Here is a 20,605-nt window from a genome sequence, read left to right on the forward strand (position 1 = left end):
TTAAAAAAGCCTCAGCTCCATTTCGGGGCCGTGTAACGCGGATTTCCCGCCTTAATTTCGCAGAAACGACCGTTTTGAAAAAATAAGGCGGGTTTTCCGCGTTACAGCGGTCATTTTCGGTCAATTCGTAAATTTAAGGCGGGTTTTCCGTGTTAAATTTTCCAGCCAACCAGCCTCCCGCTCACATGCATATCTCGGATTCGAGCTTGGCGAGATACCGCCCGGCAAAGCCAGCCAGCCTCTCGCTCACATGCGTAACCCGGGTTCATGCCCGGCGGGGGCACCCACCGGGTGAAGCCAGCCGCTGCCCCTCCGCTCCTCCGGTCTCCCGCTACACCGTAACGACTGCGATGCCGCGTCCTTCCAATTGCTCGATAATCTCCTTCGGCATGCGCTTGTCGGTGATGATCGTGTCGACTTCGGACAGATCCGCAACGTGCGTGAACGCCTGCACTCCGAACTTGCTGGAGTCGGCGAGCAGGACGACTTCGTCCGCCATGCCGATCATCCTCTCCTTGATCCGGGCCTGGAGCTCGTTGGATTCGCTGATGCCGCGTTCCAGATGCACGCCCTTGCAGGAGAGGAACACCTTATCGACATGGTAGGCGTCCAGCGAACGCTCGGCCAGCGGACCGACGAAAGACAAGGAACGCTGGGCGAGAATGCCGCCCGTGGAGATAACCTGGATCTTCTCCTTGCTGCTCAGCTCCGTCGCGACCTTGATCGAATTGGTCAGCACGGTCAAGTCGATGTCGGGCACGTCGGCCGCCATATACCAGGCGGTCGAGCTGGCATCCAGCAAAATGCGGTCCTTCGGCGAGATGCGCTTGATCGCCTCCAGGGCGATCCGCTTCTTCTCGTCCGCGTTCGTGATTTCGCGCACGGCATAAGGAATCTCCGGATGCAGCGCCGCCGTCTCCTTGACGCTGACCGCGCCTCCGTGGGAGCGGCGCAGCCGTCCCGCCCGCTCGAGCCGGTCCAGATCGCGGCGGATCGTCTCCTCCGTCACCTGGCACAGCTCGCTCAGCTCGGATACCCGGATGCTTCCCCTTTCGTTGACCAAGCTTACGATTTTCTCATATCGCTCCGCAACCAGCATGTGTACCCTCTTTTCGCAAACCGAATTTAGTCCGGCAGCCCCGTCAGCGTCCGGAAGCGCTCATACGCGCGAATCCAAGGCTCGGAATCGCCCGGCTCGTACGTCTCCACCGGGAACGACTCCCGGACCGCCTTGCGGGCTTCCCAAATATCGGCGAAAGCGCCCTGAGCGATCCACTGAACGGCCAAGTTGCCGATCGCGCTTCCTTCGGAAGGGCCGGCCCATACGGGCTTGCCGATCGCATTCGCCGTCCATTGGCAGAGCAGCGTATTCTGAATGCCGCCTCCGACCATGTGCAGACCGCCGAAGCTCTGTCCGGACAACCGCTCCGTCATTTCGAACACGTAGCGATATTTTAACGCCAAGCTTTCCAAGATGCAACGCACGATTTCGCCTACGGCGCCCGGAGCCTCCTGGCCCGTTCGCGCGCAATATTGTTCGATTCGGGCCGGCATGTCTCCCGGAGGCAGGAACAGGTCGTCGTCCGGATCGATGAACATCGCCAGCGGCTTCGCTTCGGAGGCGAGCTGCACGAGCTCCGGGAACGAATACGAACGGCCTTCCCGTTCCCATTCTCTCCGGCACTCCTGCAAAATCCACAAGCCCATAATGTTTTTCAGCAGCCGGAACGTGCCGCCGAATCCGCCTTCGTTCGTGAAATTGAGCTTCTGCGCCAGATCGTGAAGGACGGGCTTGTCGACTTCCGTGCCCATCAGCGACCACGTTCCGCAGCTTAAGTAAGCGAACGACTTCTCCGTCGCCGGAACGGCGACGACCGCGGAGCCCGTATCGTGCTCGGCCACCGCGTAGACGGGAATCGAATCGATGCCCATTTCCTCGCACACCGACGGCTTCAGCTTGCCCGCAAGCTCTCCCGGCTTCAACACGCCGCCGTTGCCGAACCAGCTCCTTGGCAGATCGAGCAGACGCAGAAGCTCGGCATCCCAGTCGTCCTCGACCGGATTGTACAGCTGCGTCGTCGTGGCGTTCGTGAACTCGTTGTGCATTTCCCCGGTGAGGAAATAGCGCAGCAGGTCCGGAATCATGAGCAGCCGATTGCTCTCCTGGAGGAGCGGAGACTTCGCCTGTTTCAACGCGTAGATCTGGTAGATCGTATTGAAAGGAAGAAACTGAATGCCGGTCCGGGCGAAAATGACCGATGCCGGAATTTCGGCCATGACCCGTTCCATCGCCCCTTCCGTATGACGGTCGCGGTAATGGTACGGATTGCCGGCCAGCTCTCCGTTCTTGCCGATAAAGCCGAAGTCGACCGCCCAAGAGTCGATGCCCATGCTTTGCAGGTCGATGCCCCGGTGCTTGGCTTTCAGCAAGCCTTGCTTGATTTCGTGATAGAGCCGCAAAATGTCCCAATACAGGCGGTCGCCCACCTGTACGGGATCATTGGGAAAGCGATGCAGCTCCTCGACCTCGATCTTGCCGTTCGTCAGCCGTCCGAGCAGCGCTCTTCCGCTGCTTGCGCCCAGATCGAACGCGAGTATGCTCGACATCTCTCATCATCCTCGGTTGAATGAATTACCGCGCTTCAGCAGCACGTCTTGCTCGTACGTCTTCACTTCGCTCAGCCATTCTTCGCGAACCGGAACGGCGTTTTTCTCGCAGTAGTAGTCCCATACCGCGCCGAACGGGTAAGACTTGAACTCTTCCGTAAGCGCCAGACGCGTCGTGTAGTCGCCTTCCAGCTCCGCTTTCTTGAGCGCTTCGATCGGATCGAGCATGGCGCGAAGCAGCGATTTGATCGTGTTGCGCGTGCCGATGACCCAAGCCGCGACGCGGTTGATGCTGGCGTCGAAGAAGTCGAGGCCGATGTGCGTCTTGCCGAGCAGGTCGCCGCGCACCAACTCGCGGCCGATGTCGATCAGCTCGTCGTCGAGCGTGACGACGTGGTCGCTGTCCCAGCGCATCGGGCGGCTGACGTGGAGCAGAATGCCGTCCGCGAACAGCGACAGCGAGCTCAGCTTGTTGGAGATCACTTCCGTCGGGTGGAAGTGGCCCGCGTCGAGGCAGATCAGCTTGTTGTTGCGCAGACCGTAGCCCATGTAGAACTCGTGGGAGCCGACGACGTAAGCTTCCGAACCGATGCCGAACAGCTTGCTCTCGACGGCGTCGAGGTTGTGCGACGGGTTCAGCTCTTCCGCGAACACTTCGTCGAGCGCGTCTTTCAAACGCTGTCTAGGAGCCAGGCGATCCGCCGGAACGTCCTTGAAGCCGTCCGGAACCCATACGTTCGTGACGCACGTCTGGCTGAGCTGCTCTCCGAAGTAAGCGCCGATTTTGCGCGACGCTTTGCAATGATCGATCCAGAAGCGGCGGATTTCCGGGTCCGGATGGCTCAGCGTGAAGCCGTCGCTGGACTTCTCATGGGAGAAGCAGGTGGGGTTGAAATCCATGCCCAGCCCTTGCTCCTTGGCCCAATCGACCCATTTCTGAAAATGCTTCGGCTCCAGTTGATCCAGCTCGACCTTCTCGTCGGTGTCGGCGTAGATGGCATGGAGATTGACTTTGTGCTTGCCCGGAATAAGGGAGAAAGCTTTCTCCAAGTCCGCGCGCAGCTCCTCGGGCGTTCTGGCCGCTCCCGGATAGTTGCCGGTGACGGAAATGCCGCCGGTCAGATCCTGATCCTTGTTCAGAAAACCTCTGACATCGTCTCCTTGCCAGCAGTGCATCGAAATTTTGATTTGCGCCAGCTTCTCCAGCACTTGATCGACGTCGATGCCGTGCTTCGCGTACAGCTGCTTGGCGGCTTCGTAGTTGTTGACGGTGGATTGTTGCATGCGCCTTCCTCCTCGGTTTCTCTCTTTTATTTTACGGGATATGCAATGACGGACATAAGAGCATTCTCGGATTGCGTCGAATCGAGCCGGCTATATTGCACGATGACCGGGATATCGCTTACAACCTCGATCGCGTAAGGAACGCCGACCGGAATCGGCGCCCCTTCCTTGTGCAGCGAGCTCGTTCGGATATGCTTCGTTCTTCTGGCCCCGACGACGACCATGATGTCCTCCATCGGTTCGCGATCCTCGAAGAAAATCGTGAATTTCAGCAGGGCGTCCTCCGACGCCGTGTTGAGCACGCAGACGGACTCGTGGCTCGTAAGCTGCCCGGAGCTGATTTCGGGAATGTAGCCGTCCGGAATGAACCAGACCTTCTCCCCTTGCGGCCTATGCATGTGAACGATCCCTCCGAATGTTTGTTATCGAGTGAACGCCGCGGGTACGCCGCCGTCAATCGTCAGCATGCAGCCCGTCGTCTTGGCGGACTTGGACGATGCGAAGAACGCGATGCCTTCCGCGATGTCGCTCGGATAGATATTGACAAGCAGCGTCGTGCGCTTGCGGTAGTATTCTTCCAATTGGTCCGGCTCGATGCCGTAAGCGGCTGCGCGCTCGTTGCGCCAGCTGCCGTTCCAGATCGCGGAGCCTTGCAGAATCGCATCCGGCAATACCGTATTGACGCGGATGCCGAATTCTCCGCCCTCGGCCGCGATGCAGCGCGCCAGATGAGCTTCCAGCGCCTTGACGGAGCTGTAGGCGGTAGCGTTCTTGCCGGCGTATACCGTATTCTTGGACGCGATGAACACCATGTTGCCGCCGATGCCTTGCGTCTTCATCATCTTGAACGCTTCGCGGGCGACGAGGAAATATCCCGTTCCCAGAACGTTCATGTTCAGGTTCCATTCCTTCAGTGACGTTTCGTCGAACGGGCTGGAAGTCGCCAGACCCGCGTTGTTGACGATGATGTCCACGCCACCGTAGGCGAGCGCCGTCGCGTCGTAGGCCGCTTGCACCAGTTCCTCGCTCGTGACGTCGACTTTAACGGCCAGCGCGCGGTTTTCTCCCCATTTGGCGTTGATCTCGCTTGCGACCTTCTCTGCGCCTTCGAGGTTCAAATCGGCCAGCACGACGTGAGCGCCTTCCGATACGAGGCGGCGCGCCGTTTCGCTGCCGATGCCGCCCGCGCCGCCCGTGATGAACGCGACCTGGCGGGAGAATTCGGCTTCCGGCGGAGCCAGCGACAGCTTGTAAAGCTCAAGCGGCCAGTACTCGACGTTGTAGGACTCGTTCTCGGACAACGAAACGAAGTTGCCGAGCGCCGTAGCGCCTCTCATAACGGCGATCGCGCGGTGATACAGCGCGCCGCTCACTTGCGACATCGCCCAGCTCTTGCCGGTGTTGATCATGCCTACGCCGGGAATCAGGATGACGCGAGGAGCGGCTTCGAACATGACGTCGCCCTCATTCTTGTTGCGCTCGAAGTAGGCGGTATATTGCTCCTTGTAATCGGCGACGCCTTCCTTCAGCTTGGCGATCAGGCCGTCGATGTCGTCCGCATTAGGCGTCCAATCGATGAACAGCGGCACGACCTTCGTGTGAACGAGGTGATCCGGGCAAGCCGCGCCGACTTGGGACAGCTTGGCGGAGTCGTTGCCGGAGACGAATTGCAGCACGTCGTCCGCGTCGTCGAAGCTCAGAATCATCTTCTTGGCGTCGCTGACCGCGCCGCGGATCGTCGGCATCACTTTGGCCGCGATGTTTTTGCGAACGTCGGCCGGCAGCGTCTCGTATTTCGCGCCGCCGAACACTTTCGCCTCGTCGATGCGGGCTTCGATGAACGCTTCCGCTTCGGAGATAATCTTGATCGTCTGCGCGTAGCATTCCTCGGAGGTCTCGCCCCAAGTGACGAGGCCGTGTTTTTCCATGAGCACGAGTTCGGCTTTCGGATTGTTCAGCACGCCTTCGGCGATCATCTTGGAGAGCGTGAAGCCCGGACGGATGTAGGGAACCCATACGAAACGGTCGCCGAAAATCTCTTTGGCCAGCGCTTTGCCGTTATCGGCGCAGCACAGGCTGATAATCGAATCCGGATGCGTGTGGTCTACGTGCTTGAATGGCAGGAATGCGTGCAGAAGCGTCTCGATCGACGCGCGCGGATGCTTCGGATCGATCATGCAGTTCGCCAGGTAAGCGACCATGTCCTCGTCGGACATTTCCGCTTTCTCGAACAGCGGACGGATGTCGTCCATGCGCAGACCCGTGAAATTGCCCGCTTTCATCGTTGCGAGGTCGGAGCCGCTGCCTTTCACGTACATCACTTCGACGTCGCGCCCGCGGAAATCCTTCTCGATCGTTTTCGAGGACGTATTGCCGCCGCCGAAGTTGCACACGCGACGATCCGCGCCGATAATGTTCGAGCGGTAGACGAGCTGATCCAGACCGGATTGCTGTTCTGCTGCTTTCGATGCTTGCCACAAGCTTTGTACCATGAGATTACCTCCGGATGTTGTTTTGTTTGATTTTGAATCCATTCTAACACACCCGTTTATTTTTGAATATATTTAAATCAAACATAAACAAAAATATTAAACGGATAAATTCCCACTTGATTCCGAACATAAGTAAAGACGTCCTGAACGATCGGGAGGCGAGATTCGGATCTCTCGCTCTCTCCGACTGAAGATTCAGGACGCCTTGGGTCCGCTGCGGGACAGCCCTCTGCGTAGTTTAGGAATGAATGAACTTTTTATTCGGCAAATAGTGCAGCGCTCTGACGAATCGGATCGTTCTCGTCTTCGCGCGCATGACGATCGAATGCGTCTCCGCGCGATCGTCCGGCAAGTAGCGAACGCCGCCGAGGAACTCGCCCGGAGTGACGCCCGTCGCGGCGAAGATGACGTCGTCCGTACCCACCATGTCTTCCATCGTCAGCACCTTGTACGGATCTTCGATGCCCATCTGAATGCACCGCGAATACTCGTTGGCGTCGGACGGCATCAAGCGTCCTTGGATCTCGCCGCCGAGACATTTGAGCGCCGCCGCCGCAAGCACTCCTTCGGGCGCTCCGCCGGACCCGACGTACAGGTCGATGCCCGCTTCCGGGAATGCCGGGGCCATCGCTCCGGCGACATCCCCGTCGGTCAGGAACTTGATGCGGACGCCGACTTTGCGCAGCGACTTGATCGTCGTCTCGTGGCGGACGCGGTCGAGAATCATGACAGTCAGCTCGGAGACGTTCTTGTTCAGCGCCTCGGCGGCTTTCTTGAGCGTCAGCTCCAGCGGGTCCGTCAGCTTCAGCTTGCCGACGAGCTGCGGTCCTACCGCAAGCTTCTCCATGTACATGTCGGGTGCGTGGAGCAGATTGCCTTTCCCCGCGATCGCGATGACGGACATCGCGTTGTTCAACCCTTTGGCCACGATCTCCGTGCCTTCGAGCGGGTCGACGGCCACGTCGACTTCCGGTCCGTTCATGCTGCCCACCTGTTCGCCGATATAGAGCATTGGCGCTTCGTCCATTTCCCCTTCTCCGATGACGACCGTGCCGCTGACCGAGATCGAATCGAACATCGCCCTCATCGCCGAAGTCGCCGCTCCGTCCGCGTTGATTTTGTCTCCCCGACCCATCCACGGCGCGGAGGCCAGAGCGGCCAATTCCGTTACGCGAACGATCTCAAGTGCCAATTCCCTCTCCATTACGACCCCTCCAATAAACATCGACTTCTATATAATGTATATCATATTAATATTTATGACACAATATAATTCGTTTATTTTTCTAAATACACCTATCATTAAAGGAAAAAAGCGCAATATTGTAACCCCTTTTGTCGCTATCCCTTCCGGTCAGTTCCCGATCTGGCAGACTGACTCGAGCCTCAAAGCTACCCTCTCTTAAACATGGATAATCTGCTGAAAGCTAATTCACAGCTTGAGGATGATCAACTGGGCATGGCCGAGCTCGCAGGAGGCGTACGACCAACCTGATTGGACGGGATATCGGCAAAAGAACGGAAAAGGCGCTACGTATTCAGAATGCGGTACAGAAAAGCTGAGTGGACGGGATACCGGCAAATAAGGCTGAGAACGATACGCCCCGCCGCCAAATCTCTACATCCACATTTCACATAGGGCATGTCAAATCGCTCTGGCCGCTTCTCTTGAAATTTTCGTCAACGAGCCTGCAAAATCAACTTCAGTCGGATGATCTCGCTGCGGCTTCCGAGACGGATCGGCGGGCCCCAAGAACCAAAGCCGGAGGAAACGACGACGTGCATCGCGCCTTTGCGCATATAACCCCAATCCAGCTCGAACAGCCGCTTCGTGAACAGATGGTTCGGCCAGAATTGGCCGCGGTGCGTATGGCCGCTGAGCAGAACGTCGGCTCCGGCCTCCTCCGCTTTCGCGAATTGCGTCGGCTGGTGATCCATCAGCAGCACCGGCTTGCGCGGATCCACGTCCCGCAGCAGCTCCCGCACAGCAAGCCTGCCGTCCGGTCCGGACGCTTCGGCGGTTTTATCCTTGCGGCCGGCAACATACAGCTTGCCGTCCACCTCCACCGTCTCGTCCCGAAGCACTCTTATGCCGATCCCCTTCATTTCCTCCACATAACGCTCCATATGCCCGCCGTAATATTCGTGATTCCCGAGCACCGCATAGACGCCGTGTTCGGCTTGAAGCCGGCCGAGCAGCTCGCCCATCCGATTGCGCAGGAACGGCTCGATCGAATCGTCGATCACGTCGCCTGGAAGCAAAATCAGATCCGGCTTCATCGCGTTGATCCGCTCGACGAGACGGAGCAGGTGCTTGCGGCCGACCAGATTGCCAAGATGAATGTCCGACGCGACCGCAACCGTCCACTCCGTCTTCCCCCTGCGCGCAGGCTTGTCGATCCGCAGCTCGTGCGAGCGGACGACAGGGCTCCAAGCGTTGCGCGAACCGACGAGCAGCAATAAGGCGATCAAGCCCAGTACGACGGTCCCCGAGCCGACGATATAAGCTTCGGATACGCCATTCGTCAGCCATAAAACCAGGCGAACCGCGTCCGCCAGCAGAAACAGCAGCAAACCGATCTCCATGACGAAAATATATACCGATCCCGCGACCTTCAGCAGCCTTCCGGCCGGCTTGAGCGGATTCGGAAGCGGTATTCTTCCCAGCAGAAACCCGTAAGCGAGCAGCGCGAACGGAATCCAGAATCCGTAGGGCGAGTATCCGATCCCTACTGCCGAAGACCACTCCGTCATATGCCAGCCGATATAAAAGTTAAGAGCCGCATAAACGGTGAGCAACAAAGAAATGAGGACGATAAACCGAGGTTGAACTTTCATAAGTGCACGGACTCCCTACTTTCCCTATCAAATATAAGGAGATTATAGCATAGAAGAAGCCTTGAACCGTAACGGCCCAAGGCTCAAGCTGCCATCAAGAATCATCCTCGTTCCCCGAGCAGACAGCCCGGATGGTCCAGAATGACCGCTTTGGACCACCGCTCCACCTCCGGACGGATCGGGCTGCGGCACTTTGCGGGCTCGCGCCGTCCACGAAGCATGCTCCTTGTCCGGAACAACACGGACTTGACGGTCGGAACGGTGACGCCAGTCGCCTCGGCCACCTCCTGCAGAGAATAACCGAAATAGCGGGCCAACAACCACATCTCGATGTTCCGTCTGGGAAATCGTTCGGCCAGCCATTCCAGCGATCCACGAATTTCGGCGTAGTCGCTATCCGAATGGATGACTTCAGGCATTTCCATCGTCGCCGCACGCCTGCGCTTCCGTCTGCGGCAATCGTCGATCCACAGATTACGTGCGATGCGAAAAATAAAGGGCTTCATGTCCGAGTCCGGTTCCTCCTGAACGAAATAGGCGAACGATTTCAGCAGCGTATCCTGCAGCAAGTCCTCCGCATCCCATCTGGAGCCCGCCAAGTAGTAGCAATATTTTTTCAGCTCGAGCAAGTGGGGGCTTACCCATTCTTCGTACGCCGATGCGGCATCCATACGATCGGCCTCCCTCCCGGCCTGGACGAACGCTCCGCTCATCGTTCTACAGTCTGCCCCTCTTCCAATCCGTGCTGGCCGCTTACGACGACTTGCTCACCTATATCGACCCCTTTGAGCACTTCCTGGTAAGATCCATTCACCCGTCCGAGCTCGACTCTTCGCTTGCTCGCCGTATTCCCGTTCATAACGAACACGAATGCGTCGGTTCCTTCCTTCAAAATGCTGAGCGCCGGAACGGCTACGACGTTTTCCTCCTCCGGCGTCGTCAACTGGATGCGTACTCTCGAAGCCGGCTTCAACGCTCCGTCGGCATTATCCGCCTCCAACTCAAGCGCGTACAGCTTTGTGCCCGTATCGGGCACTCCGGCCAAATAAGCGACCTTCGCCTTCCGCGGTTTGCCGTCTCCGTTGGAATCAATATAAATCAGTTCTTTCTTGTCGCCAACGAGTTCGACCGCCGATTGCGTCAAATTAGCTTTGATTTTCACTTTGTCGGTGTTCTGGACGATGCCGAACGTGCTGCCTAACGGCACGCTCATGCCGATATCCGCTTTGACATCCGTCAGAACGCCGTTCGCTGGAGCGACGATTCGGCCGCCGTTCCATGCCTTCTCCGCCTGTTCCAGCGCTAATCTGGACGTGACCACGTTTGCTTCAAGCGAAGCAAGGGTCTTTCCGGAGTCCAACGTGTTCAATTGCTGCATCGATGCCTGCAGGGAGCGTTTCGTCTTTTCGATATCCGCTTCCGAGGCGCCTTGGGCCGTCTGCTCCTTCAGTTCCTTTTCAAGATCCTTGATCGTATTCGTAAGCGTAACCCGAGAGGACGAAATTTCCGTTCTCGTTTTCTCCAGCAGCGCTTCGTCGGCAAACAGTTTAGCCTCGGCGCTCTCTTTCTCCAGCTTCCCGCTTTTGCTTTCAAACTCGGCGATCACGTCACCCGCTTTCACCAGCTCTCCGTTGCGTCTCGCCAGCTTTAACAGCTTGCCGCCGGCTTCGGCCACGATTTCCGTCTTCGTCGACGCGTTCACTTCGGCGATCAGTTCGCGCGGATCGCCCATGCTCCTCTTGGCGGCTTCCTCCACTTTGACCGTCGTCTTGACGCTCTCCTCGTTTTCGGCAGCCGGTGTAGAGGCTGCCGAACATCCCGCGATGCAGACCGCGCAAGCGATGACGAACGAGAGCCTTCTCGCCCTTTCGTAAACGGTTGTTTTTGAACCTTTTGCTTTCATGCTCAGTCGCTCCCTTAATGCGATTTATACGCCGATTTCATGTTCGGGCGAGATTTTTCCTTTCCGATTGAACAGACGTTTCATACGCGCCTTGAACGATTCGATCATCTCGTAGATGATCGGAACGACGACAAGCGTCAGAATCGTAGACGTAATCAGGCCGCCGATTACGACAACGGCAAGAGATTTGGAAATCAATAGTCCCTTGGTTAATCCGAGCGTTAGCGGAACCATCGCCGCGATCGTCGCTCCGGCGGTCATGATAATCGGGCGCAGCCGGACTTTGCCGGCCTCAATGAGGGCCTGGCGTACGAGATAGCCTTCTTTCCGCAGCTGTTGAGCGCGGTCAAGCAATACGATCGCATTCGTCACGACTATGCCGATCAGCATGAGGAACCCGATCATCGACGTCATATTGAGCGACTCTCCCGCCACGACTAACCCCAGCAAGCCGCCGATTATCGCCAATGGCAGGGAGAATAAGATGGCGAATGGAGTGCCCGCGTTGCCGAAGCAGAGAACCATGATCAGATAGACGATCGCAACGGCGGCGCCCATGGCGACGAACATCTCCTTGAAGCCTTCCATCATATCGATGTTCGCTCCGCGGGTTGTGTTCGTGACGCCCGGCGGAAACTCAACCTCTCGGATCGCGTTCATCACCGCGTTCGATATCGCGGCTTTGTCGGCCGAATCGATCTTGGCCGTTAACGCCACCATCAGCTTCTGGCTTTCCCGCTCGAAGGCCGTCGGGGCATCCGTTTCTTCGAGCTTGGCGACTTCGTTCAAATAGACAATGCTGCCGTCGGCCGTCTGAATCGGCATTTGTCCGAGCTGCTCCATCGAGTTTTTATCCTCGGGCGCGAGTTCGACGGCCGCTTGATACAGCGTGTTGTCCAATCGAACGTCGCCGAGCTGGGATCTGCCGATCCATTCGGCGGTCAAGCCTTGAATGGTCGTCACTTCCAATCCGAATTGCCCCGCCTTGTTCGGATCGACCGTAATTTGCACTTCCTTCTTTCCGTCTCCCAGGTTGTCCTTAATTTCTCTAAGCTCGGGAAACTGTTTCATTTTGTCTTTGATCTGCCCGGCGACCTGCTTCAGCGTTTTCTGGTCGTCTCCGAAAATGACGTAGGTGAAATCGGGGCCCGCCGGTCCGCTGCTGCCCCCCGAGAACGAACCGGGCATGACTTCCGAGCCTTTCGGAAGCTGGGCGAGAATGAGCTTATGATAGCGATCCTGGACGACTTTCGTATCCGCATCCGAACGGACTTCCGTAATGATTTGCAAATAACTTGGAAAGCGTTCCTTCGCATTGCCCGCGTAGCCGACCAGCGCCTCCACGAACATGAACTGCGGTTCGTCGTTCTCGTCCTTGGCGTCGCGCAACAGCGCTTCGATCTGCTTCGCCTGGAGATCGTTGCTGGCGAAGGTCGTATCGTTCGGCAGTTGGATCGAATAGTTCATCTGTTTCGGCGGCGGAGAGTACGGCAGAAGCCCCTTTGGCAGGACCGGGACCGTGCCTGCGATCGTGGCGACCAGCATGAATCCGGACAGCAGCAGCGTGACGGTCCGATGGTTCAAGCTCCAAACGAGCGCCTTTTCATACCAGGCAACCATCCGCCCCCCCTCGTGCTCCTTGGCCTCCGTCGCCTTGACGTTGTTCAGCACCATGAGCTTGGCCAGCATTGGAATGACCGTTAACGAAACGAGCAGCGAGGCCAGCAACGCGATCGACACCGTAATCGCGAACGGACGGAACAAGGCGCCGATAAAGCCCGAAACGAGACCGATCGGCAGAAACACGCCTACCGTTACGAGTGTGGACGAGCTGATCGCCATAGCCACTTGCTTCACCGCGAGAATGACGACCGATTCATTTCTTTTCTGCGCTTTTTGCAAATTCGCGTATATGCTCTCGATAACGACGATGCTGTCGTCCACGACCCGGCCGACCGCAATGAACATGCCCCCGAGCGACATAATATTCAACGTAATGTTCATGTACTTCATCATGACAAGCGTCATAAGAATCGATAACGGGATGGACACGACGACAATCAGCGTCATCCTCAGGTTGCGCAGGAAAAACAAGATCATCAGGGCCGCCAGAACGATGCCCAGAAACCCTTCCTTAACCAATCCTTTGATCGAGCCTTTGACTTCGCTGGCGCTGTCGTACAGCGTCTTGAAAGTCGCCTTCGGATTCGTCTGCTCCCATTCGCGGATCAAAGCTTGAACGGCATCGGAAAATTCGACTGCGTTCGCGGCAGCCGTCTTGTACAGATGGATACCGATCGCAGGCTTGTCGTCCAGGCGGGCGATAAAGTTGGACTCGTTGACCGCTTCGATCTTCGAGATATCCTTGAGCTGCACCATCGTTCCCGCAGGAGTTGCGATTTCCAGGTTTTTCAGCTCGTACAGGCTTTCCAGCTTACCCGCGACGCGAGTCATTTGGGTGTTGCCGTTGAATTTCACGACGCCTACCGAACCATTCGCCATAGCGGCCTGGATCGAAGCGTTCACTTTCGAAGGGCTCAATTGATAGGCGGCTAAAGCGCCTGCGTCCAATTGGATATCGAGCGAGGATTTGCGCGCTCCTATCGCATCCATATGGTCGATCCCGTTTATGGCTTCGAAACGGGGCTTCATTTCCTTCTCGAACAATTGGTCCAGCTCGGTCTGGGACATCGAACCCGTCGCGTGCATGGCCATATAGTATACGGGCTCCGAGGACATTCCGAAGGTTGACACTTTGGGCCTGCTCGCCGATTGCGGCAGGCTGACGTCCTGAACGAGGCTTTCCAAGTCCTGCTTCGTTTTATCGATATTGACCTTTTCGTTAAACTGGAGAAAAATGCTTGAGAAGTTGTCGCTCGAAGTCGAGGATAGCATTCTCAGTCCCGCGATATTCGCGACTTTGTCTTCGATCGGTTTCGTCACCTGACTCATGACGTCTTGAGGCGAGGCTTGATACGTCGTGGAGATCGCGACGAACGGAAACGAGAATTCCGGCATGTTCTCTACCTTCAAGGAACTGCCAGAATAGGCCCCCGCCCCGAACACGATGACGATCATAATGACCATCGCCGCGACTTTGTTCATAGAAAAATCAATGATTGCCTTCAATCGGTGACCCTCCTGCAATTTCAAATTCGATCCTTCCGTTGTTATCAGGTAAAGCTTTCCTGCGGCCTTCACCCAGCTTAATACACGAATATGAATAAATTATGACGTGAAGAAAAAAAGCCGACGGCGACGGGAAGTAGATTCCCGCGCTCGTCGGCTTTGGCGACGTTCGGTTAAATTCGATGGGGCAGCGTGACGGTAACGTTCGTACCGCCGTCGGGGTTGCCGCCCAAGACGACGGAGCCGTTATGCATCATCACGATTTTGCGCACGATGGCCAACCCGAGGCCGCTCCCGGTTTTCATTTTGTTATGGGACGGGTCCGCCTTGTAAAATCTTTCGAACACTTTGCCGCGTTCCGCGACCGGAATGCCGATCCCCGTATCCGATACAATGATATCGACCAGCTCGAAGTGCTGGACGATGCGAATGCCGATCCGTCCGCCTTCCGGCGTGAACTTGATTGCGTTGCCGATCAGATTGACCCACACCTGGTTCAGCTGATCCTCGTCGGCTTTGATCTTCGTCTTCGGAAGCTGAAGCTGCCATTCGATCGCTTTGGTCGCCCAATGGGGCTCGCTTGCGACGACGGCTTTGCGAAGCTGCTCGTCCAGATCGTAGAAGCGTGGCTCGAACGGGTGGTGCTGGCTGTCCAGCGACGCCAGCTTCAGCAAATTGTCGCTCAGGCGGGACAGACGCTCGCTCTCGTTCTGGATAATGCGCAAATAACGGTTCCTTTCCTCCTCGGACAGGCCGCTCTGCTGAAGCGCCTTGGAGAAGCCGGAAATGGAGGTCAGCGGAGATTGGATTTCATGGGAAACGTTCGACACGAAGGTTTGGCGCATCGTTTCCAATTGTCCGATCTGCGCGGCCATACCGTTGATGCTCTGCGCCAGCCGGCCGAGCTCGTCCTTGCGCTTGGCCCACTTCAGCTCGATGTTGAACTCGCCCTTCGCCATCCGTTCCGCAGCGGCTTTCATGCCGAGCAGGGGCTTTACAATATAGCGGGCAGCCACGAGAATGATCAGCCCTCCCACGAGCAAATTGATCACCAAGGCGAACAGAAGCAGCTTCGAGGCCAGCGATAAGGCCGTTTGCTCGGAGACTTGAACGAACAACGCGTAGCGCTCGCCGTTTTCCTCGTACGGAAGCCCTACGTACAGTTGGTCCGTCGAAATGTCCGCCCCGAAATGGGATTCTCCATTCAGCACGGAGCGAATGTCCTGATTGGATATGTTATAAAGCTGCGCAGGTGTCTCATTGTCCGCATCCGCCATCATCTGGCCGGACGAATCGTAGATCAGAATGTCGTACTTGTTGTCCAAACGCCTGTCGCTCAGTTCCTCCCTGGCCCGTTCCATTCCACTCGAACCGTACAGCTCCCGAATCGTCCTGCTGTCCTTCTGCAATTGGCTTTGCAGCCTTTCGGCATACCGATCTCCGACCGACGCGACAAGCAGCAGCGATATGAAATAAGTGCTGACCAACCCGATAATGACCGCGATCATATAAGAGAGAACGACTCTGACGTACAGCGACTTGATCATTCCGCAACCTCGAGCTTGTAGCCGAGTCCGCGCTTCGTCTCGATCGAGAAGCGGCAGTCGAGCTCCGCGAACCTGTCCCTGATCCGTTTGATATGTACGTCCACCGTTCGGTCGTCGCCTTCGAAGTCCGCGCCCCACACCTGCTCGATCAGATCGTTCCTCGTAAAAATATGACCCGGATGGCTCGCAAGCTTGAACAGCAGATCGAATTCCCTGAGCGGCAGCGAAATCGGTGGCGAAGGAGCCTCTCCCTCTCCTTCGACGAAGGCGACGTAACGATGCTTGTCCAGAAGGACGTTGCCGATCTGCACCTTCATCTGGGACTGGATGCGGTAGCGTCTTAACAGTGATTTGACGCGGGCCGCCAGTTCCAACGGCTCGAACGGCTTGACCAGATAATCGTCCGCGCCCAGATGGAAGCCCTTCAGCTTGTGGCCGGTCTCCCCTTTGGCGGTCACCATCAGAACGGGCATGTCCGGATGCTCAGTCTTCAATCGCTGGCAGAGCGCCCAGCCGTCCATCCGGGGCATCATAATATCGATCACGGCCAAATCGGCCTTGCCTTGCTCCGCCGCCTCCAGCGCCGCGAGACCGTCGGCAGCGGAGACCACCGCTAGCCCTTCCCGCTGCAGATAAAAGCGCATTAACTCCACGATATCCGGATCGTCGTCGACAATCAGGACGTTAGCTGCCATATGCATAATCCTCCCGTATCCGAGTTTCCTCTTGGTAATACGGTAAGATTCGAGAATCGGTTCCAATTGCTACTCTGCCGACAAGACGGATTGAGGCCTCTCCAGCATGACGGCTCGCGACCAGCGATCAACGTCGGGACGGACGACCTTTCGCCGATTGGAAGGCTCGTTATCGCCGCGAAGCACCTCGCGCGTCCGGTGCAGAAGCGATTTGACCGCGGATACGGAGACGTTCGTCGCCAGGGAGATCTCCTCCATCGAGTATCCGAAGTAATGGAACAGCAGCCAAATTTCGATATTGCGCCGGGGCAGCCGCTCGGCCAGCCATTCGATCGTCCCCCTGACCTCGGCGTAGTCGCTATGTTCGAAGACGCCGCTCGCGCCCTCGCGCTCCGCGAACAGACGCCTTCGCTGCCGTTTGCGGCAAGCGTCGATCCACAGATTTCTCGCCACGCGGATCAGGAACGGCTTCACGTCCACGTACGGTTCGGTATGAAGGAAGAATACGAGAGCTTTCAGCAGCGTCTCTTGAAGCAGATCTTCCGCGTCCCACTTCGACTTCGTCAAGTACCGGCAATAGTTTTGCAGATCGCGAAGATGAGGCAGCACTTTGATTTCGTATTCGGAGTACGCGCCCATACCCGTCTCCCTCCTTCCCGCACGCGAGTGACTTTATTCGAACCTGAGCGCGTAGATCGGCTTCAGCTTGGCCGCCTTGTTCGCCGGGAACATGCCGAATGCGACCCCGATGCCGACGGAGAATGCGAAAGCGATCAGAATGACGTTGGCCGAAAACGCGATATCCATATTGAAGGCGGAAGAAGCGCCTTGCGCCGCTCCGACGCCGATACCGATGCCCAACAACCCGCCCAGGCCGCTCAGCACGATCGCTTCGATCAGAAACTGGATTAGAATATCGCGTTTCTTCGCGCCTATTGCCTTGCGGATGCCGATCTCCCTCGTCCGTTCGGTGACGGACACGAGCATGATGTTCATAATGCCGATTCCCCCGACGAGCAGGGAGATGCCGGCTATGCCGGCCAGAGCGAGCGTCAGCGTATCCGACACGGAAGTCAGCGCCGACAGCGCGTCGCTCTGGTTGAAGACGCGGTAGCTGCTCGTATTGCCGCGGAAACGATTGCTGAGCGATTTCTCCAGACCCGCCACGACCGCGTCCATCTGCTCGGTCGTCTCGACCTGCACGTAGATCGTCCGCACGCCCTTCGTCTTGAACAGCCGCTCGAACGAAGTTTCCGGAATGATGACGACCTCGTCGTTGGAGCCCGTCATCGAGCTGCCCTTCTCGGCGAGCACGCCGACCACTTTGTAACGCGTGCCTTGGATGAGCACGTATTCTCCCACCGGATCGGCGAAGCCGAACAGATCGGTTGCCGTCGTATAGCCGAGCACGGCGACTTTCTGGTAGACGTCCAGATCGATCTGGGCGACGAAACGTCCCGACGCCACCTCGTACTCCCTGACGTGGGCGTAGTCGGCGTTCGTCCCGACTATGCTGACGCTTTCGCTCGACGAACCGAACTTGACCGTCGCGTTCTGCGTGTTCGCCGGGGCGACATATTGAATACCTTCGACTTCCTCGCCGAGCTCGGCTGCTTCCCCGGCGTCCATCGTATTCGCGGACCCCCGCCCGAGAATGTTCACCGTCAGCAGATTCGTGCCCAGGCTGCGTACTTGCTCGGTGACGGATTTCGTCGCCCCTTGCCCCAGCGCGACGAGGGAGATGACCGCCGTTACGCCGATAATGATGCCCAGCATCGTCAGCAGCGATCGCAGCTTGTTGGACAGAATGCTCTTGATCGCCATCTTGAAAGCTTGAATGACGCTCACTCCGGCTCCGCCCCCTCTTCGTTCAGCCGGCCGTCCTGAATGCGGACGATTCTTCTCGCCTGCCGTGATATGCCGGGATCGTGCGTAATGAGCACGATCGTATGCCCAAGCGAATTCAGCTCGCGAATGAAGCCCATCACTTCGACGCCCGTCTTCGTATCGAGCGCCCCCGTCGGTTCGTCCGCCAGCAGAATCGGCGGATTTCCGGCCAGCGCACGGGCGATCGCCACGCGCTGCTGCTGACCGCCGGACAGCTCGACCGGGCGGTGGTGCACGCGGTCGGCTAGCCCCACCTTGCCCAGCGCCTCGACGGCCTGCTGCCTGCGCTGCTTGGCAGGAACTCCGCGGTAGACGAGCGGCAGCTCCACGTTCTCGATCGCGGTCAGCTTGGTCAGCAGGTTGAAGCCTTGGAAAATAAACCCGATTTTGCGGTTGCGGATTTCCGCAAGCTTGTTCTCGCGCAGCCGGCTGATCTCCTCTCCGTCCAGCCAATACTCCCCGGAGGAGGGCGTGTCCAGACAGCCGATCACGTTCATCAGCGTCGACTTGCCCGAGCCGGACGGGCCGACGATCGCCACGAAATCCCCCTCGTTCACGGTCAGGCTGACGTTGTCCAGCGCATTCAGCGTCTCTCCGCCCATGCGGTAGATTTTGTTCAGATTACGAATTCGGATCAATGCTTCGGACGACGCACGCTGCTTGCTTGCCATCAGCGGCCACCGCCCATGCCTGCTCCCGCTCCGCCGCCTGTAAACTGCCGTGCGCCGCCTGCTCCGCCCGACATGCCTCCGCCTCCGGACGGGACGGCTACGCCCCCCAAGCCGGGGAAGCCGCCCTGCATCATGTTCGCGTTCGACGAGCCGGAGCTGGACGTCGTCGGAAGCACGACGAGATCCCCTTCGTTCAGGCCGGACAAAATTTCAATGTTGTCCTCGTTGTTGACGCCTACCTCGACTTCCACCCTGGACGTGACGACGTTGCTCGCTCCCGCAGCGGTTAGCGCCCCTCCCTGTCCGCGTTCGGACATGAAGCGCTCGCGCATCGCCTCCCGCTCGTCTTCGGACATATTCCCGAACCGGTCGGCGCCGACTGCGCCGAAGCCAGAGCCGGTCTGCGGCGCCTCACCGGAAGCGTCCGGGACGGCTTGTCCCTGCCTGCCCGGGCGCTGTCCCTGCTGAACCTGTCCGCTTGGAGCGGCGCCCTCCGGCGCGGCACCGTCCTCCTCCGCTCCTCCCGCAGCGGCGGACGGAACAAGCACGAAATATTTGCCCTGCGAGGATTGGACCGCCTCGACCGGCACGTACAGGGCATCCGTCTTCTGGGCGGTCAGAATGCTCGCCTCCGCCGACATGCCGGCTTTCAGATTGTCGGCCGCCGACAAGGCGATCGTCACGTCGAAGGAAGCGACGCCGTTGCTGGACGTTCCTTCGTCGGCGATGGACACGACTTTGCCGGTGAACGTCTGATCGGACAGCGCCTCGACGAGAATCGACGCCTCCTGCTCCAGCTTCACCTTGGGGATGTCCAGTTCGTCGATGCCCACGACCATCTGCAGCTGCGCGTAATTGACAATGTCCGCTATTGTCGAGTTCGGGTTAAGAACATCGCCCTCCTTGACGTTAAACGACGTCAGCATTCCGTCGATCGGCGCCAGCACCGGATCGGCATTGTCTGCCGTCTCCTCCTTCAGCGAAGCAATATCCGCTTGCACGCTTTCGATGTCCAACTCCTGCTTCTGAATGCTGAGCGCGATCGACTCTCGACTTTCGTCGTCTGCGGCGCTCTTGAACTTCGTCTGCAAATCCTGAAGCTCCAGCTTTTTCTTCTTCAGGTCGATCTCCTTGCTTCTGATCTGGTTGGCATTGTCGATTTCTTCTTCCTCGTATGTAACGAGCACATCGCCTTTCTTGACCGTATCGCCCTTCTGCGCATGCACTTTCTTCACCGTGCCGCTGGCGCCGGCCGTCACCGTCTCCCTCGCGGACGGCTGGATGTTCCCCGTTCCGCTCACCTTCACCTCGATCGTTCCTTTGCGGACCTGGGTCGTCGCCGGAGCGGCCGCCAGCGGGATCTCCTTGTTGCCTTCGTAATACCGGTAGCCCGCCCACGCGCCCGCCGCGATCACGGCGAGGGAGAGCGTCCACCACAGGATTTTCTTTTTCATCCGACTGGTTCACCTTCGCTTTTCCTCATCTTACCGCCTATTATGCAAGCGGAACCTTAGCTTCAGATGAGGAAGCGCTGAATGTTTGCTGAACATCC

At 57.9% G+C, this 20,605-nt stretch carries 16 protein-coding genes; all 16 read right to left on the reverse strand.

Features of this window, described 5'->3' with window-relative positions:
* Positions 1–331: 331 nt before the first annotated feature.
* Positions 332–1,099 (reverse strand): DeoR/GlpR family DNA-binding transcription regulator, encoded by a 768-nt coding sequence (locus ACESLM_RS14060; protein WP_372632203.1) that lies wholly within the window; start codon positions 1,097–1,099, stop codon positions 332–334.
* 26 nt (positions 1,100–1,125) lie between these two features.
* Positions 1,126–2,607: a rhamnulokinase gene (locus ACESLM_RS14065; protein WP_372632204.1), complete on the reverse strand. Its 1,482-nt coding sequence runs from the start codon at positions 2,605–2,607 to the stop codon at positions 1,126–1,128.
* Between the two features lie 6 nt (positions 2,608–2,613).
* Positions 2,614–3,891, reverse strand: coding sequence for an L-rhamnose isomerase (rhaA, locus tag ACESLM_RS14070; protein ID WP_372632205.1), 1,278 nt, complete (start codon positions 3,889–3,891; stop codon positions 2,614–2,616).
* Positions 3,892–3,917: 26 nt separating this feature from the next.
* Positions 3,918–4,289, reverse strand: coding sequence for a sensory rhodopsin transducer (locus ACESLM_RS14075; RefSeq protein WP_094042497.1), 372 nt, complete (start codon positions 4,287–4,289; stop codon positions 3,918–3,920).
* A 24-nt stretch (positions 4,290–4,313) separates the two neighbouring features.
* Positions 4,314–6,383 carry a bifunctional aldolase/short-chain dehydrogenase gene (locus ACESLM_RS14080; RefSeq protein ID WP_372632206.1) on the reverse strand — a complete coding sequence of 690 codons (2,070 nt, stop codon included), beginning with the start codon at positions 6,381–6,383 and terminating at the stop codon, positions 4,314–4,316.
* 238 nt (positions 6,384–6,621) lie between these two features.
* The gene (gene glpX, locus ACESLM_RS14085) at positions 6,622–7,587 is read right to left on the reverse strand and encodes a class II fructose-bisphosphatase (protein WP_372632207.1); all 966 of its coding nucleotides are present in this window, start codon (positions 7,585–7,587) and stop codon (positions 6,622–6,624) included.
* A gap of 476 nt (positions 7,588–8,063) precedes the next feature.
* Positions 8,064–9,221: a metallophosphoesterase gene (locus ACESLM_RS14090; RefSeq protein ID WP_372632208.1), complete on the reverse strand. Its 1,158-nt coding sequence runs from the start codon at positions 9,219–9,221 to the stop codon at positions 8,064–8,066.
* Between the two features lie 101 nt (positions 9,222–9,322).
* The gene (locus ACESLM_RS14095; protein ID WP_372632209.1) at positions 9,323–9,892 is read right to left on the reverse strand and encodes an RNA polymerase sigma factor; all 570 of its coding nucleotides are present in this window, start codon (positions 9,890–9,892) and stop codon (positions 9,323–9,325) included.
* A 38-nt stretch (positions 9,893–9,930) separates the two neighbouring features.
* On the reverse strand, positions 9,931–11,124 hold the full coding sequence (locus ACESLM_RS14100) for an efflux RND transporter periplasmic adaptor subunit (protein ID WP_372632210.1): 1,194 nt from the start codon (positions 11,122–11,124) through the stop codon (positions 9,931–9,933).
* A gap of 24 nt (positions 11,125–11,148) precedes the next feature.
* On the reverse strand, positions 11,149–14,253 hold the full coding sequence (locus ACESLM_RS14105; RefSeq protein WP_372632211.1) for an efflux RND transporter permease subunit: 3,105 nt from the start codon (positions 14,251–14,253) through the stop codon (positions 11,149–11,151).
* 173 nt (positions 14,254–14,426) lie between these two features.
* The gene (locus ACESLM_RS14110; RefSeq protein ID WP_372632212.1) at positions 14,427–15,800 is read right to left on the reverse strand and encodes a sensor histidine kinase; all 1,374 of its coding nucleotides are present in this window, start codon (positions 15,798–15,800) and stop codon (positions 14,427–14,429) included.
* The gene (locus ACESLM_RS14115) at positions 15,797–16,495 is read right to left on the reverse strand and encodes a response regulator transcription factor (protein ID WP_372632213.1); all 699 of its coding nucleotides are present in this window, start codon (positions 16,493–16,495) and stop codon (positions 15,797–15,799) included. The genes ACESLM_RS14110 and ACESLM_RS14115 overlap by 4 nt, the downstream gene beginning before the upstream one ends.
* Positions 16,496–16,564: 69 nt before the next feature.
* Positions 16,565–17,134 carry an RNA polymerase sigma factor gene (locus tag ACESLM_RS14120; RefSeq protein ID WP_372632214.1) on the reverse strand — a complete coding sequence of 190 codons (570 nt, stop codon included), beginning with the start codon at positions 17,132–17,134 and terminating at the stop codon, positions 16,565–16,567.
* Positions 17,135–17,167: 33 nt separating this feature from the next.
* The gene (locus ACESLM_RS14125; RefSeq protein WP_372632215.1) at positions 17,168–18,343 is read right to left on the reverse strand and encodes an ABC transporter permease; all 1,176 of its coding nucleotides are present in this window, start codon (positions 18,341–18,343) and stop codon (positions 17,168–17,170) included.
* Entirely contained in the window at positions 18,340–19,053 is a 714-nt protein-coding gene (locus tag ACESLM_RS14130) for an ABC transporter ATP-binding protein (RefSeq protein ID WP_372632216.1), read from the reverse strand. The genes ACESLM_RS14125 and ACESLM_RS14130 overlap by 4 nt, the downstream gene beginning before the upstream one ends.
* Positions 19,053–20,507: an efflux RND transporter periplasmic adaptor subunit gene (locus tag ACESLM_RS14135; RefSeq protein ID WP_372632217.1), complete on the reverse strand. Its 1,455-nt coding sequence runs from the start codon at positions 20,505–20,507 to the stop codon at positions 19,053–19,055. Before ACESLM_RS14135 ends, ACESLM_RS14130 begins: the two co-directional genes overlap by 1 nt.
* Positions 20,508–20,605: the final 98 nt, after the last annotated feature.

Origin of the sequence: Cohnella sp., assembly GCF_041641335.1 — a bacterium.
Lineage (GTDB): Bacteria > Bacillota > Bacilli > Paenibacillales > Paenibacillaceae > Cohnella.